At 41.2% G+C, this 16337-nt stretch carries 12 protein-coding genes and 1 riboswitch; all 12 genes read right to left on the reverse strand.

All coding sequences use genetic code 11. The features are described from left to right. Positions 1–5: 5 nt before the first annotated feature. The 12 genes from LI149_RS07170 to ychF all read right to left on the reverse strand — a co-directional run bounded on the left by LI149_RS07170 (position 6) and on the right by ychF (position 16298). Entirely contained in the window at positions 6–1622 is a 1617-nt protein-coding gene (locus tag LI149_RS07170) for a Na+/H+ antiporter NhaC family protein (RefSeq protein WP_173785896.1), read from the reverse strand. 235 nt (positions 1623–1857) lie between these two features. Continuing rightward, a riboswitch (Lysine riboswitch) is annotated at positions 1858–2025 on the reverse strand. Between the two features lie 106 nt (positions 2026–2131). Then, the gene (locus LI149_RS07175) at positions 2132–4225 is read right to left on the reverse strand and encodes a molybdopterin-dependent oxidoreductase (protein WP_227143143.1); all 2094 of its coding nucleotides are present in this window, start codon (positions 4223–4225) and stop codon (positions 2132–2134) included. A gap of 213 nt (positions 4226–4438) precedes the next feature. Further along, complete coding sequence (locus LI149_RS07180) at positions 4439–5143, reverse strand: FctA domain-containing protein (protein ID WP_173785924.1); 705 nt, start codon at positions 5141–5143, stop codon at positions 4439–4441. Next, positions 5136–5936, reverse strand: a complete 801-nt coding sequence (gene srtB / locus LI149_RS07185; protein ID WP_173785898.1) for a class B sortase — start codon at positions 5934–5936, stop codon at positions 5136–5138. Before srtB ends, LI149_RS07180 begins: the two co-directional genes overlap by 8 nt. 2 nt (positions 5937–5938) lie before the next feature. After that, positions 5939–7012, reverse strand: a complete 1074-nt coding sequence (locus tag LI149_RS07190) for a DUF5979 domain-containing protein (protein ID WP_173785899.1) — start codon at positions 7010–7012, stop codon at positions 5939–5941. Between the two features lie 51 nt (positions 7013–7063). Beyond that, positions 7064–7627 (reverse strand): signal peptidase I, encoded by a 564-nt coding sequence (gene lepB / locus LI149_RS07195; RefSeq protein ID WP_173785900.1) that lies wholly within the window; start codon positions 7625–7627, stop codon positions 7064–7066. Then, the gene (locus tag LI149_RS07200) at positions 7605–7868 is read right to left on the reverse strand and encodes a hypothetical protein (protein WP_005337216.1); all 264 of its coding nucleotides are present in this window, start codon (positions 7866–7868) and stop codon (positions 7605–7607) included. The genes lepB and LI149_RS07200 overlap by 23 nt, the downstream gene beginning before the upstream one ends. Next, positions 7865–9370, reverse strand: coding sequence for a hypothetical protein (locus LI149_RS07205; RefSeq protein WP_173785901.1), 1506 nt, complete (start codon positions 9368–9370; stop codon positions 7865–7867). Before LI149_RS07205 ends, LI149_RS07200 begins: the two co-directional genes overlap by 4 nt. Positions 9371–9546: 176 nt before the next feature. Beyond that, positions 9547–10329, reverse strand: coding sequence for a Uma2 family endonuclease (locus tag LI149_RS07210; protein WP_173785902.1), 783 nt, complete (start codon positions 10327–10329; stop codon positions 9547–9549). Positions 10330–10593: 264 nt separating this feature from the next. Next, positions 10594–14133, reverse strand: a complete 3540-nt coding sequence (nifJ, locus tag LI149_RS07215; RefSeq protein WP_227143144.1) for a pyruvate:ferredoxin (flavodoxin) oxidoreductase — start codon at positions 14131–14133, stop codon at positions 10594–10596. A 171-nt stretch (positions 14134–14304) separates the two neighbouring features. Beyond that, on the reverse strand, positions 14305–15171 hold the full coding sequence (gene lgt, locus LI149_RS07220; RefSeq protein ID WP_117494137.1) for a prolipoprotein diacylglyceryl transferase: 867 nt from the start codon (positions 15169–15171) through the stop codon (positions 14305–14307). A gap of 26 nt (positions 15172–15197) precedes the next feature. Beyond that, entirely contained in the window at positions 15198–16298 is a 1101-nt protein-coding gene (ychF, locus tag LI149_RS07225; protein ID WP_005334323.1) for a redox-regulated ATPase YchF, read from the reverse strand. Positions 16299–16337 lie beyond the last annotated feature (39 nt).

The raw sequence follows: 16337 nt of genomic DNA on the forward strand, positions 1-16337 counted from the left end.
TTCTTTTATTCTTCTTTTCCTGTAATTGCACGAATCACAAAAAGTGTTCCTGTCATCAGTATAATACCAATCGGCAGACAGATCCATGCGTTCTGTACAAATCCTGCAACGACATAAGTCACAAATGATACTGCTGCCACAGTCATAGCATATGGAAGCTGCGTCGATACGTGATTTACATGATTGCACTGCGCTCCGGCTGATGCCATGATCGTCGTATCAGAGATTGGCGAACAGTGGTCGCCACATACCGCACCTGCCATGCAGGCTGAGATAGAGATGATCATCATCGTTTCATTTGTTCCCTGGAATACAGCAACTACGATTGGAATCAAAATTCCGAATGTTCCCCAGGAAGTTCCGGTCGCAAATGCAAGGAAACAACCCACCAGGAAAATAATTGCCGGGAGGAAATTCACAAGTCCTGTCGCAGCCGTCTCCATAACTCCTGCCACATACTCTGCTGCACCAAGACTGTCTGTCATAGCTTTCAGTGTCCATGCAAATGTCAGAATCAGGATTGCCGGCACCATAGCCTTGAATCCGTCTGGAATACATGCCATAGAATCTGTAAACTTCAGAACTCTTCTAAGTGCATAGAAAATAACCGTGATCACAAATGCGAAGAAGCTTCCAAGCATCAGTCCGACTGACGCATCACTGGCTGAAAATGCTTCTACAAAACTAACGCCACTGAAAAATCCTCCACTGTAAAGCATTCCGATAATACAACAGCCAATCAGTACAAGAATTGGAAATACAAGATCGATCACGCCGCCTTTTTCTTCAACTACATCATCCTGTGCATCTGCGTACGGTCTGTCCGGTGTAGTATAGATATCTCCTCTTAATGCATTATCTTCATGGACACGCATTGAACCATAGTCAACCTTTAACACAACAAGAAGAACCATGGTCAGGATTGTCAGAAGTGCGTAATAGTTAAATGGAATGGCACGGAGAAAAATGGAAAATCCGTCCTCTCCCTCTACGAATCCGGTAACTGCCGCCGCCCATGAGGAAATCGGTGCAATGATACATACTGGGGCTGCCGTAGCATCAATCAGGTAAGCTAACTTCGCTCTTGATACCTGATGCTTATCTGTGATTGGTCTCATAACACTTCCAACGGTCAGGCAGTTAAAGTAATCATCAATAAAAATCAAAACTCCAAGCACGATTGTCGCAAGCTGGGCTCCGATTCTTGTCTTAATGTGTACGCTCGCCCAACGGCCAAATGCAGCGGAACCTCCTGCTTTATTCATCATGCACACCATAATTCCAAGAATCACAAGGAATACTAAAATTCCCATATTATAGCTGTCTGTCAGAACCCCTACAATACCATCTTGAAATACATGAAGTACTGTATTCTCAAATGAAAATCCTGACCAGAAAAGTCCTCCGATCACAATTCCTACAAATAAAGAACTGTAAACTTCTTTTGTGATCAGCGCCAATACGATCGCTACAACCGGTGGCACCAGCGCCCAAAAAGATGCATACATCTTTGGCACATACTCTGTTGTCTCTTCTGCTGCAAAAACTGTGACAGAACTCATAGCCAGCATCAGAAGACAAACTACAGCCCCCCAGGCTGCCAGTTTTCTCTTTTTCAACATAATCTCTACTCCTTTATGTAATTTAATATTTTCGGAATAAAGCTCTGCCTGGTTACATTTTTTCTACCACAGATCTTATACCTGTTTTTCATACCTGTCATGAAACATTTTCCCATTTTCATGTCAACTATAAATCTAAATAGAAAAACCGTGAATGCATCTGCGTCGTGCACTCACGGTATAATTCATCAGTCCAAATATCCCGTTCTTTCTCCTTACGGTCTATTCTTTATTATACTCTGATAGCGCTCCACCGATGTGACAGTTCGCAGCATATTCTGCCACGCCCCAGAAAATGTACTTGGGATATTACATTTTCTTCGGCGGTCTCCCCTTTCATGTCCGGCAGCTTCCCAAGCTGTCGCCGATCATTACTGATGAATCCCGCACCTCTATCAAGCAAATTCTTTATTCACATAGTACCTTTTTATCACCTATGTTAAAAAAAGTCAATCCTTTTTCTTATACTTTTATCGTTATTTTATTATCATTTTTATTATTACTGTTTACTATACTTTCTCTACCCGACATGGAACAGATTTAATAAGTACAAATCCTGTCATCGGATCTGCATAGTCCAGACTACACAAATCATTGACATTTCCATTTTTCCAAGGTTCTGCCATATAGGCGCTTCCACCTCCATGTGGAATATGTATTGCATGTTTTGCAATGCCACGGATTTTCGCTTTAAATGTTCCGTCTGCGAATGGCGTTATTACTTTTACCATGTCGCCATCTTTGATACCAATTTCTTTTGCATCTTCCGCATTGATATCTACAAACGGATACGGTTCAATCTCAGCAATTTTATCCAGATTTGCCCCAAACACACCCATACGGTTATTGCTTCTTGCTCCACTTGTCATAGTAAATGGATATTCTTTACCAGCAAGTTCCGGAATTGAACGAACATCCTTATACTCTGGATATGGGACAAATCCATTTTCCTCCAGAATTGTAGAACAAATTTCTAGCTTTCCGGACGGTGTCGGGAATCCCGGTTTTCCATCTGCTCTTAACTCACCTGTCTCATATTTCTTATAATGCTTTTCTTTTTTCTGGTCTGCACTTGTCCCAAAATCTCCTGCATATGGCGCAGTTCCACTAAGAAGCCAGCTTCTAAGTTCTTCTTCTGTCTGTGGAAGTTTATCACCAAATCCAAGTTTTTTGGCAATTGCTCCCATAATTAACACATCGTTTTTAGATTCTCCGACTGGCTCAATCAGGGATTCCACAATATGTGGTCCTTCTGGTCCTGGTACAGCTTTTGGCACTTCGAATAACGAACAGGCCGGAAAAACTACATCTGCATATCGGGCATCTTCTGTAAAGTAACGATCCAGAACAATCAGGCAATCTAATTTTTTATATGCTTCACGCCAACTTTTACTATCCGGGAATGACAATACCGGCGATCCTCCTAAAATCATAAGTCCACGGACCGGGTATGGCTCGTCTTCTAATACTGCTTTCGGAAAACGCGAAAACTGTCCCTGACCACTGAATTTATAAAATAACGGAAATTCATCTACTCCGATTGGTTTGTCATCTTCTGGTATTTCAAAAAGCTTCGGAGTCTCCAGTCCTTTTGCATTCAGATAGATTGCACCCGGCGCGTCCAACTTCCCGGTAATTGCCCACAATACAAAGATTGCACGGTTATTTTGAATTGCACTGAGCTGATATTCCAGACCCGTATAGGCAACAAGCGGAATCTTTGCAGTAGAGCAGAAAATATCTGTCAGCTTTTCAATATCTGTCACGGAAATGCCACACCATTTTGAAAGCTGCTCCATTGTCTGTGTATCCAGATAAGCTTTAAACTCTTCAAATCCTCTTGTATATTTCTCAATAAATTCATGGTCATAACGTCCACTGTCTATAATCAGTTTCAGCATTGCAAGGGCAAGTGCTCCATCGGAACCCGGCGTAATCGGAATCCACCAGTCTGCGATTTTTCCAAGTCCTTCCTGCCTTGGATCTATCACGATCAATTTTGCTCCTCGCTTCTGAGCTTCCTTAATACGATGCAACATCACCTGTGGGCCATCGTCACTGGCAGAGTTTTTACCCCATGAGATAATATAATCACTTTCTTCAATCTCCTGCACCATCATTCTCGTATTCAGACCCATAAGTGTTCCAGGCGTCACCGTACTGGATGCCAGATTACAGATGGATGAACAATTCATATCATTGACAGAACCCAGATTTATAAGAAATTTTCCTTTGCCGCTTCCATCACCTTTGCCACAAAGTCTTGTTACAGGAAGCCCTAAAATACCTCGTCCATAGTAAGATGCCAGAGATCTGCCGCCATATGTATCTGCGGTTTTTTTCAGTAATTCCGCAGCTTTGTCAACAGCTTCTTCCCAACTGCACTCGCGGAATTTTCCTTCTCCACGCTCGCCAACTCTGATCAATGGACGTTTGATACGCTCCTCCCCATAAAGAATATCTGGTACCAATGCTCCTCTCGGACATAATCTTCCTTTCGGAGATTCTTTATCCGGTTCTGCTTTCACAATTTTCCCATTTTCAATAGTATAAACTACTGCACAGCCGCCCTGACATAAACCACAGGTTCCTTTTTTTACCATAACGCTTCCTCCCGTCTGTAAAATACGTACTATTTTATTTATAGTTTAACACTCCCTACAATAGTCCTCAAATTGTTAATCTCTATATATAAACTTCAGTTATAGATTAAAAGAGCGCTCACCTTACAATCGTATAATAAGGTGATGCGCTCTGCTTTCCTGTGAAACTTTCTGTCTGTTATTTTCTTTTTGCATATAACAACTAATGAACAATTACTTTTTTTCTATTTTCTTTTTATATTCGTAAGTCCCGATCATAATTCCTCCACAGATTAACATCAGACCTGCCAGAGTTTTTATATCTGCGCTGTCCCCGGTCTTGACCATCATGCTTTTTTGTTTGGCTTCCGGTGCCTGATATCTGTTCACAAAAACAGGGTCAACTTTCTCTCCTTTTGCATTGTATGCGACAATAAGTGACTGTAGCGTATCTGTCTGTTCATTTCTCATAATATAGACTTCCAGGGAATACTCGGACTGGTCATATATCCAGTTTTTTCCATCACCAGCCACCTGGCTGATCGTATATCTGTACACCCCCGGCTTTTCATACTGAATTTGAAATGCATCTTTCTTTGTTCCTGTTATCTGAACTTTTGAAATCTTCGGCATCGGACTTTGTTCATCATTTTGTTTTAATAGAAACGAAAATATTTCGTTTTGTTGCGAGTTTCCAGTAATTTTTAATTTCACAGGAATATTGACCGTTATCTGCTCCTGTGTATTCTCTACCGCTGTCACATGATTTGTTTCTACATCTGCCATCTGGTTTTCTTCTGCACTTGCCGCATGAATTTTCACTGAAGATAACATCGCTGTAGATATCAGTGCAAAAACTACCATTACCAGCCACATTTTATATTTTCCACACATACTTGCTTTCTCTTGTATATTTATCCCCCGCATTTTCTCATTCATTTTCCGTCCACACATATACTTTTCCACTTCCTTCCTTCGAAGCACTGCTGTGCACAATCCTGCATATAAGAACATGTCTTGCATTTGTTCCGCTTGTGGAACAGGTCGACAGTGCTACCATCTGATCTTCCGTCGTAAGTTCTTCTCCTGTTGTATACTGCGCCTGTTCATAAATGCGTTTCAAAAGCTCCTGCCTTTCCGATACATTATCCCACTGGGTTCGATAAATATATTTGTCATATGCATCTACTGTAAGAAACGCAGCTGTTTCCAGGTATAGCACCCGGTCCGGCAGATAAATTTTTCCAGTTGTATTTTTCCGAAAAAATGTCTCATCACTATATTTATCCAGATCACCGAACATTTTTCCTGCCTGCATATGATGCCCCATAAGTACCATATATGGATCTGTAAACTTCCGATTATTCTGCCAGTCCAAAAAGATACTTCCGGATATCTCCGAATTTCCAAGTGCATCCTTATCCAGATATTCAAAATTGTCCTCTCCCTGAACTATTGGATAATCGATTCCTGTATGATCCATAACAATCCATCCACATACATCCGAATTCATAGCCATAAGCTGACTGAAATTATAAGAAAGTCCTTCTGCTTCGTCTGGTTTATATTCCACCATCGTTTTCAGTGCATTTTCTGAGCCATCTAAAATGCTCCAGTTGTCCCACAGCGCATAACCGGCATAGGCGAGGCAGCATAAAAAAATAACTGCCGCCACGCCATTTACAACCATATCAAGCCCTTTAGTCAGATAATACTCCGGCGTTCGTTCCATCCTTAGATTCTTTTACGACGGAAAAATACGAGGCATCCACCGAACGCTGCTGCAAATGCAAGAAGGACTGGGGCAAAATGAAGGATCACACCTGTCGGTGGAGTAACTGTGTCAATATTGGTGTAAGCAACTGTGTTTGTTGCATCCAGATTAATTGTTCCGTTTGCACTCTTACTTTCAACTGCATTTTCACCATTCACACTGACATTTGTTGTATCATACCCTTTTGAGTCAGTCTCCTTTACAGTATAGTCTGCCCCTGCCGGAAGGTTTTTAATTTCAAATGTCTCGCCGTGTTTCAGTGTAAATGTAGTTTTCTCTCCATTTGTTACGGTAACATCTGCTTTGTTTGTAGAATAAGTTCCGTCAATTCCATTCACAACAACAGTAAAAGTGAACTCATCATTTTTATTTGCAGCACTTCCGGAAACAGTTTTTGTTATTTTTAAAGATTCTGCATCAGCTTCTGTATTTTCAAATCCTGCCCCTTCACTTTTCTGATTGGTTGCCACACTCGTTGTTGCAATGCCTGATACCTTTAAATTTCCTGTCTGGGATCCGTTGTCTTCTGTCTCCCATACAACCTGAACATCTAACAAATAAGACTGATCAGAATATGCAATATTGGGATTGTGTCCCGGATTCTCTTTTAACATGAAGTGATATAACCCCGGAGCTGTAAATCTAATTCCGTCGAATAACTCATCATAAGACAATGTTTCACTGGAACTTTCTCCGCCTGCTGCCTTTGTCTTCCATGCTGATGTAATCTGCGCCGTCTTTGTGGCATTATTCTGTGTCATTTCACTTCCATTAAATGTCGGTGTGCTCGAAGCATTGGTTCCGATTGCATCAGAACCTGTGTACTCTAATGCAAAATCAAATGTTTCTGAATCATTGAGTAATCCATTTTCTGCAACTGACCAGGTCTTGGTAATCTGCCTTCCAGGTCCAGAATATCCATTAACACTAATTCCCTGTGTTTGCGAATTCGCTGCAAATGCAGTTAATGACATGCCCATAAGCATTGCTGTAGACAGCATAGATGCTACCAGTTTTTTAGTAAACTTTTTCATACCTTACATTCCTTTCCATATTCTAAAGCAACTTTTTTATTTCTTTTTTGATTATATATTTCTCCTTCGGATCACAGTGATAACAAGTCCCCGGATCTCGTTTTTCGATACTGCTCCCAGTGTCCTGCTGTCTCTGGACACACTGTGATCATCACTTAAAATATAATATTGCTGACTTTTAAGCGTTACTTTTCCTGTACCATTTTCATTTCCCGGGTTATACATATCTTCCTGGTTTATATCTGCCTGTGTATAACCATTTCTGACAAGCTGTCCGTCCTTCGTAATTTCCACTGTCTCACCAGGCATCGCCGCAATTCTTCCGACCATCTCTACTCCTCGCTTTTCATATACGACTACATCACCTCCCGTATATGAGTCCTGCAGGCGGTAGTATAATAACAGATCTTTGTCACCGATTGCCGGTTTCATATCGCTTCCATACTCAAATGTCACTCCGAACACACACCTGAACAGAAGCACAAGAAAGACCGCAAGAAATGCTGCTTTTCTAAGATCACTGCCACGAAGCTTCCGAAGTATCGTTCGCTGCCTTCTTTGCCGGATTACTTCTTCCGTACTACCTGCCCAGTTAGATTGTATACTCTGCTCCATGTTTCTCCTTTAATTGCATGCGAAACTTTTCTTCCTGGATAAAAAAGACTCTACGATACATTTCATCCAGAATCAGAAGCTTATCCCACACTTCCTGTTCATCAACCAGTCCAAATATTCTGTGAAATTGCATAGTTTCAATAACATGTGCAATATCCTTTACAGATGATGCATGCCTGGCTTTCTGAATCCATTCTTCATTTTTCCTCTTGTTCTTATTCTCCTTTTTGTTCTGTCTCATACATTTCTCTTTCTTCTGGCATATCCATGTCCCAATGCCAGCACTGCGATACAAAGAATCAGCACATATGGAAAAGTCATCATGGCAATCCCTGTCACCGGCTGCTGCTCCATCTGATTTGTAAATGCTGCTGTAACATTCGTATTGTCAATATTAAGCAGGATGCCATTCTCCTGGTCGTATCTCTCATCAGCACCATTTACAGTAACAGAAGCCCAGTAATCTCCACTTTCTTCTTTGATCCTAACGTCTCCAGATGTGATCTGTTGTATCGTAGCTGACTCACCATTTTTCAGAACAACGCTGGCATTTCCTGACTGATCAAATATAATCTGTGAGGCATGTGTCTGTGAACAATTCTGGGTTCCATTATAAATTACATCGAATGTCTTTCCTGCCAATCTGGATGCAGTCAGTACAACTGCGAAATGTTCTGACGGATTTGCCGCACTGCCTTTTACAGTTTTGGAAATGGTCAAATTGACCGGTGTTACATCTTCTACTTTCATCTTCATCCGGCTCAGATAATAGGTATTCCTCGAAACAGTCCGGTAAGAAAACTTGTTATTTGTCGGATCCACATGATAAATTCCTGCATAATCTTTATCTGCCCCATCTATCTTTGGCGTGATAGTCACCCGCCATATCCGCCCATCTTTGTCGTAGTTCAGAACAATCCGGTCTTTTTCCTCTGTCAGATATTGATAATTCGTTCCACCAAGTGCTTCTTCCACTTTTGTTTTAAAATCTGCATAAGTAACACCTGGAAGTTTTTGTTCATTGGAAGAAATTGCAAATAATGCCTGATCATTCTGATCATATAACTCCACTACATAAACCGGTGGATCTTTCTTCAGAATTCCGTCAATATGCCAGCCATCATTCTCCCGTTTTAGTACATAACCGACAAACATATTGCTTCCAAATACATTTTCAAACTTCTTCTGATCCGTACTGCTCATGGCCTGAAAAATTGCTTGTTCCCAGAGATTCGTGGCATTTTGCACCCGGTTCGCAGCATCTGCCTTATCTCCTGGATTCCAAGATTCATCACTGTCAATGGAATAGTAGATGTACCATGTCCGACCATAGTTTTTTACATAAGTCTTTACTGGCTTTTTATTCAACTGGTCCAAATTCACCGTAACTGTAAAATATGGAGTATTGTTACCCGAAGGTCCAAACTCACCCGCAGTAAAAGCTTGGTTTATCTTTTCTGGTATCACATTACTATATCTCAAATATACTTTTGCAGTAATCTTACCTGTAGCAGGATAATTATCTGCAAGTACTGCAATATCCTGGTCATCCTGCATCGTATTGTCAATCTGATTTTCATCTATTGTAGTAGCATTTTCCTGATCTGGCATCGCCTCCCCTACAGCCTGTACAGAACTACTGTCTTCCTGTGCATCTGCCGCCAATACCTTCATCTGTGACGGCATCAGAAGGCAGAGCCCGAGGAGTAATGAAATCAAACATCTTCTTCCTCTTTTTTTCATGTCTGTAACTCCCTTTCTGTTTTTCAAAACTTTGTTTTTTCAGCCTGCCTATATATATCCTATGAAGAAAGTTTCCAGATTATTCCTAAAATGGCAAAATATAAGCAAAGAAAAGCTGTACACATGACCCTTGATCTTCTGGATCACGCATACAGCTTTATGCCCTACGTCTCTTTTTACACATCGTCTTCTTCATACAGAAAGCTAATGTATTCATAAATCTTTGCAAAATCTACTTCACATTCTCCTTTGAATATACCCACTGGAACTTTGGAGCTAAATCCATAAATAGACGGTGTTACCTCTGCTTCAAAATCATACACAATAACCTTCTTCCCCTTCGGATCCACCAGCCAGTATTCCCGAACTCCCGCATCCATATATTTTCCCAGTTTCACATACATATCTTTTTTCTTTGTAGAATCAGAGAGTATCTCCACTGCCAGATCCGGGGCTCCATATATACATTTTCTTGTAATCTTGTCCCTGTCACAGACGACCATAACATCTGGCTGCACCATAGTTTTATCGTCACAATCAAGCTGTACGTCCATAGGTGCAGCCATGACAATACATCTTCCTTTCTGCTGACTGATATATGACCGGATTATGTTACACAATTCCGTAGACAGAATCTGATGAATGGCAGTCGGTGAAGCCATATCGTAAATCACACCATCAATAAGTTCAACACGTCTTTCCTTCGGAATTAAATAATAATCCTCTACCGTATAATCGCCCTGTCTCTTTTCAGATATCTCTGGTAACGCTTCACCGATGCTGTCTGTCTGCTTTTTCAATACCCTTTCAAGCGCAATTAAAGTTTCATATCTTGGAGATCTGGTAACTCCCGCAAGAACTTTCTGCACCGTTCCAAGCGGTACCCCCGAAAGCTCTGAAAGTTTCTCATTCGAATATCCTAATTCCTTTTTTCTTTGCTTCATCTCTTCTACCGTCATTGCATCCCCTCCAATCCATTCAAGAATGCCTCGGCATTCTTTCCATTATATTATCATGTTTTCCATATTAACTCAATATAGTTCCAATATCATTCCGTTTTATTTCCATTTATGTATGTAATTTAAGAACGCCTCGGCAAGATTGCAGAACTCCAAAAAGAGGAGCGATATTGTACTAAATACAATATCACTCCTCTAATTTACATGAATGACACATCAGAATTCAAGTTCACTTGAATTCTCGTATCCTTTATAGAATCAATTCTACTCTTCTGCTCCATAGAGTGTTACAAGTTTCTTCAGATACTCGTATCTCTCCATAGCTTCCTGCTCATTCTTCTTGAACAGTCTTGCTGCCTTCTCCGGATTAGATCTCTTCAGTGCGTTGTAACGTACTTCTCCGTCCAGGAATTCCTGATATCCTTCTTCCTTAGGCTCTTTGCTATCCAGTGTGAACTTAGCGCCCTCTGCTGCAGGGTTGAATCTGAAGTTATTCCAGTATCCGCACTCTACTGCTAACTGCTCCTCAGTCTGAGCTTTGCTCATACCTTTCTTAATACCATGGTTGATACATGGAGCGTAAGCAATGATGAGTGATGGTCCCGGATAAGCTTCTGCCTCTGCAATTGCTTTTACAGTCTGGTTATAATCAGCACCCATAGCGATCTGTGCAACATATACATAACCGTAACTCATTGCGATTCCTGCAAGGTCTTTCTTCTTTGTCTCTTTACCACCAGCTGCGAACTGTGCTGTAGCACCTGTCTTAGTAGCCTTTGAAGCCTGTCCACCTGTGTTAGAATAAACCTCTGTATCGAATACCATGATGTTAATATCCTCACCACTTGCAAGAACATGGTCTACACCGCCAAATCCGATATCGTAAGCCCATCCGTCTCCACCAAAGATCCACTGGGATTTCTTAGCCAGGAAGTCTTTGTTCTTAACGATGTCCTTACATGTATCACAATCACAACCCTCTAATGCTGCAACAAGTTTATCTGTAGCATCACCATTAGATGCTCCACAGTTAAATGTGTCAAGATATTCCTGACAAGCTGCTTTTACTTCTGCAGATGCTTTATCGCTTGCAGCAATTGTCTCAACTTCTGCTTTTAATCTCTTTCTGATAGCCTTCTGGCCAAGTAACATACCATAACCAAATTCAGCATTATCCTCGAACAGTGAGTTAGACCATGCCGGTCCCTGTCCCTTAGCGTTTACTGTATATGGTGTAGATGGTGAAGAGTTACCCCAGATAGAAGAACATCCTGTAGCATTAGCGATATACATTCTATCTCCAAATAACTGAGTTACCAGTTTTGCATATGGTGTCTCACCACATCCTGCACAAGCTCCTGAGAACTCTAACAGTGGCTGCTTGAACTGACTTCCTTTTACTGTTGCAGGTTTGAACTTCGCAACAACCTCTGGTTTTACCTCGATCTCACGACCAAAGTCAAATGCTTTCTGAGAACCTGCATTTGCTTCCATGTTCTCCATAACAAGAGCTTTTTCACCCTTCTTACCTGGACATACATTGACACAAGATCCGCAACCTGTACAGTCATAAGCAGATACTGTCATTGTAAATTTCAGTCCCGGCATACCGATCATATCGATTGCTTCTGTTCCTTCCGGTGCTTTAGCGAGCTCTTCTTCTGTAAGTGCTACCGGACGGATAACTGCATGTGGACATACATATGCACAACGGTTACACTGTACACAATTTTCTGATTTCCATACCGGAATATCTACTGCAATACCACGTTTCTCATACTCAGCAGATCCTGAAGGTGTAGAACCATCAGCATAATCAACAAATGCGGATACTGGCAGGTTATTACCTTCCTGTGAGTTAACTTTTGACTGAATATTTTTAACAAATGCAACTACATCTGCGCGACCGTCTTTTACTTCCGGAGTAAAGAGTCCCTCATCCGGACAGGATTTCCATGAATCCGGAACCTGAATCTCTACAACCTGTTTTGCACCGGCATCAATAGCATCATAGTTCATCTGTACAATCTTGTCACCTTTTCTTCCGTAAGTAGCTTTTGCTGCTTTCTTCATAAGGTCGATTGCCTCTTCCTCAGGAATAATTGCTGCAAGCTTGAAGAATGCTGACTGAAGAACTGTATTGATACGTCCGCCAAGTCCGATTTCTTTACCAATCTTGATACCATCGATTGTGTAGAATTTAATATTGTGGTCTGCAATGTAAGCTTTTACCTGTCCCGGTAAATGTTTTTCAAGACCTTCCATATCCCATGAGCAGTTCAGAAGGAATGTTCCTCCGTCTACTAACTCCTGAACCATGTTATATTTATTTACATAAGATGGATTATGACATGCTACAAAGTTTGCTTTGTGAATCAGGTAAGTAGATTTGATTGGCTTCTTACCGAAACGCAGGTGTGACATTGTAACACCACCGGACTTCTTAGAATCATAATCAAAGTAAGCCTGTGCATACATATCTGTGTTGTCACCAATGATCTTGATAGAGTTCTTGTTAGCTCCAACAGTACCATCTGCTCCGAGTCCCCAGAACTTACAGTTGATTGTTCCCTCTGGTGTTGTAACCAGCGGAGCTCCAACTTCCAGTGACAGATGTGTAACATCATCCTCAATACCAATTGTAAATCTCTTTCTGTCAACATTGTTAAATACAGCAACGATCTGAGCCGGTGTTGTATCTTTAGAACCTAATCCATAACGTCCACAGTTAACTGGAATACTATCAAACTTAGATCCTTTCAGTGCAGATACGACATCCAGATATAATGGCTCTCCTTCTGCTCCTGGCTCTTTTGTTCTGTCAAGAACATTGATATATTTTACAGTGTCCGGAATAGCGTCGATAAGTGCCTGTGCACAGAATGGTCTGTAAAGACGAACCTTTACAACTCCGACTTTCTCTCCGGCTGCTCTTAAGTAATCGATTGTCTCCTCAATAGTATCGCAGACAGATCCCATAGCGATGATGACTTTCTCAGCATCCTCTGCTCCATAATAGTTAAACAGTTTATAATCTGTTCCAATCTTAGCATTAACTTTGTCCATGTACTCCTGAACGATTGCCGGCATAGCATCGTAGTATGGATTACATGCTTCTCTTGCCTGGAAGAAGATATCCGGGTTCTGAGCAGAACCTCTCTGGCATGGGTGATTAGGATTCAGAGCATGCTTTCTGAATTCATCAATTGCGTTCATATCTACCAGATCTTTCAGATCTTCATAATCCCAAGTCTCAATCTTCTGAATCTCGTGAGATGTACGGAATCCATCAAAGAAGTTGATAAATGGAAGTTTTCCCTTTAATGCTGCACAATGTGCAACTGGTGTCAGATCCATAACTTCCTGTACACTGGACTCACACAGCATAGCTGCACCAGTCTGACGACAGGCGTAAACATCAGAGTGATCTCCAAAAATTGAAAGTGCATGACTTGCAAGTGCACGAGCAGATACATGGAATACTCCTGGAAGCTGCTCACCTGCAACTTTATATAAGTTAGGAATCATCAACAGCAATCCCTGAGATGCTGTAAATGTTGTTGTGAGTGCTCCTGCTGCCAGGGATCCATGAACGGCTCCTGCTGCACCAGCCTCTGACTGCATCTCTGTTACCTGAACAGTCTCTCCAAATATATTCTTTCTGCCTTCTGTAGCCCACTCATCTACATGCTCCGGCATAACAGATGATGGTGTAATTGGGTAAATAGCTGCTACTTCAGTATATGCATATGAAGCATGTGCTGCGGCCTGATTACCATCCATGGTTTTCATTTTTCTTGCCATTTTGTTGTTCCTCCTTAGACATTATTCAAGAAAACTAATTCTTTACATATATCTTATATTATAGTCCGGCACTTCTTAAAAGTCTAGATATTCTCCGTTTCTTTTTGTTCCTTTTTTGATACAAAATTAACGACGCTTCTTCACCCAATGCAAAAGCACTAAAAAAGCTGCCTAACAAGCAGCTTTTTTCTTAATCTTTATTCGATTATATACAATCAAAACAAATGATACAACTACAATGGTTCCGGCAAGAACCTGTGATACCGGAATTTCTGTACCCGGAATCCAGAGTTGATCTGTTCTTAATCCCTCGATCCATGCTCTTCCTGCACCATATCCAAACAGATACATCAAGAATACTTCTCCCTGGAACTTTTTATGTCTGCGATACAACAACAGTAATATCAACAAGGCGAGGCACCACATAGACTCATAAAGATATGTCGGGCTCACTTGAATATAAGATACCCCATCCACTGTTTCCATGTGTTTTCTCATTAAATCCGTGATATCCGAAGATCTGACTGCATCTACCGGAAGTTTCATAGCAAATAATCCATCTGTATACTCACCAAATGCTTCCCTGTTAAAGAAATTTCCCCAGCGTCCGATTGCCTGTCCAAGTACAAGTCCAAGACCTGCTGTATCAAAGATCTGTGCTGCTGATAATTTCTTCACTTTTGCAAATACAATTACTGTAAGAACCGCTGCTATCACACCACCGTAAATCGCAAGCCCTCCCTGTCTGAGGTTAAAAATACTAAGCAGGTCATCTTTGTACATATCCCATGAAAAAATCACGTAATATGCCCTGGCACCGATAATTGAAATGATTACTGCACAAATAGACAGATCATAATAATCTTCTTCTTTCTGTCCAGTTCTTTTTGCTTCATATACTGCCATAAAAATTCCGGCAAGAATCCCAGCACCTATGATCATTCCATAATAAGCAATATCAAATCCAAATACCGTAATATGATTCCCTACTGAAGAAAGATGTATTCCCAGATGTGGAAAATCAATCGTTCTAGTCATTTTTCATACTTCCTTCCACACTGTGATTATACATTAAATCGGAATAACATAATATCGCCGTCTTTTACTACATATTCTTTTCCTTCCAGACGGATCAGACCTTTTTCTTTTGCAGCTGCATGACTTCCACATGCAATCAAGTCATCATAAGAAACAACCTCTGCTCGGATAAATCCACGTTCAAAATCAGAGTGGATCTTTCCTGCTGCCTGCGGTGCCTTTGTTCCCTCTGTAATTGTCCATGCACGGACCTCCGGTTCACCTGCAGTCAGATAACTGATCAGTCCGAGGAGCTTGTAGCTTGCCTTGATCAGTTTCTCAAGTCCTGACTCAGTAAGACCAAGATCTTCCAGGAACATTTTTTTCTCATCATCATCTAATTCAGAAATCTCAGCTTCAATTTCTGCACATACTACAAATACTTCACTTTCTTCTTTTGCTGCATACTCTCTGACTGCCTGAACTCCTGCATTGGAAGCTCCATCATCTGCAAGATCATCTTCAGATACATTTGCAGCATAGATGACCGGTTTATATGTCAGAAGATTGTAACTCTTAAGCCACTCCTCTTCTTCCTCATCTTCTACTGCATCAAATGTCTTGGCAAGTCTTCCATCTTCCAGATGTGCTTTGATTTTCTCAAGAAGAGCCAGCTCTTTTGCAGCTGCTTTGTCATTTCTTGCAACCTTTGTTGTCTTTGCAATTCTTCTCTCCAGGATCTCAAGGTCTGAGAAGATAAGCTCCAGATTGATTGTCTCAATATCTCTGAGCGGATCAATACTTCCATCTACATGTACAATATTACTGTTCTCAAAACAACGTACTACATGCACGATAGCATCTACTTCACGGATATTTGCAAGGAACTGATTTCCAAGCCCTTCTCCTTTTGATGCTCCCTTTACAAGTCCTGCAATATCAACAAATTCAATTGCTGCCGGGATGATCTTCTTCGTGTGATACATCTCGCCAAGGACATTCAGTCTCTCGTCCGGCACAGTTACAACTCCGACATTCGGGTCAATGGTACAGAACGGATAGTTTGCAGACTCCGCTCCTGCTTTTGTCAGTGAATTAAAAAGGGTACTCTTACCTACATTCGGTAATCCCACGATTCCTAATTTCATTTTCTCTATTTCCTCCTGTAAATCCTTTGATTTCAAGGG

The organism is Dorea sp. 210702-DFI.3.17, assembly GCF_020560825.1.
Classification (GTDB): domain Bacteria; phylum Bacillota; class Clostridia; order Lachnospirales; family Lachnospiraceae; genus Dorea; species Dorea formicigenerans.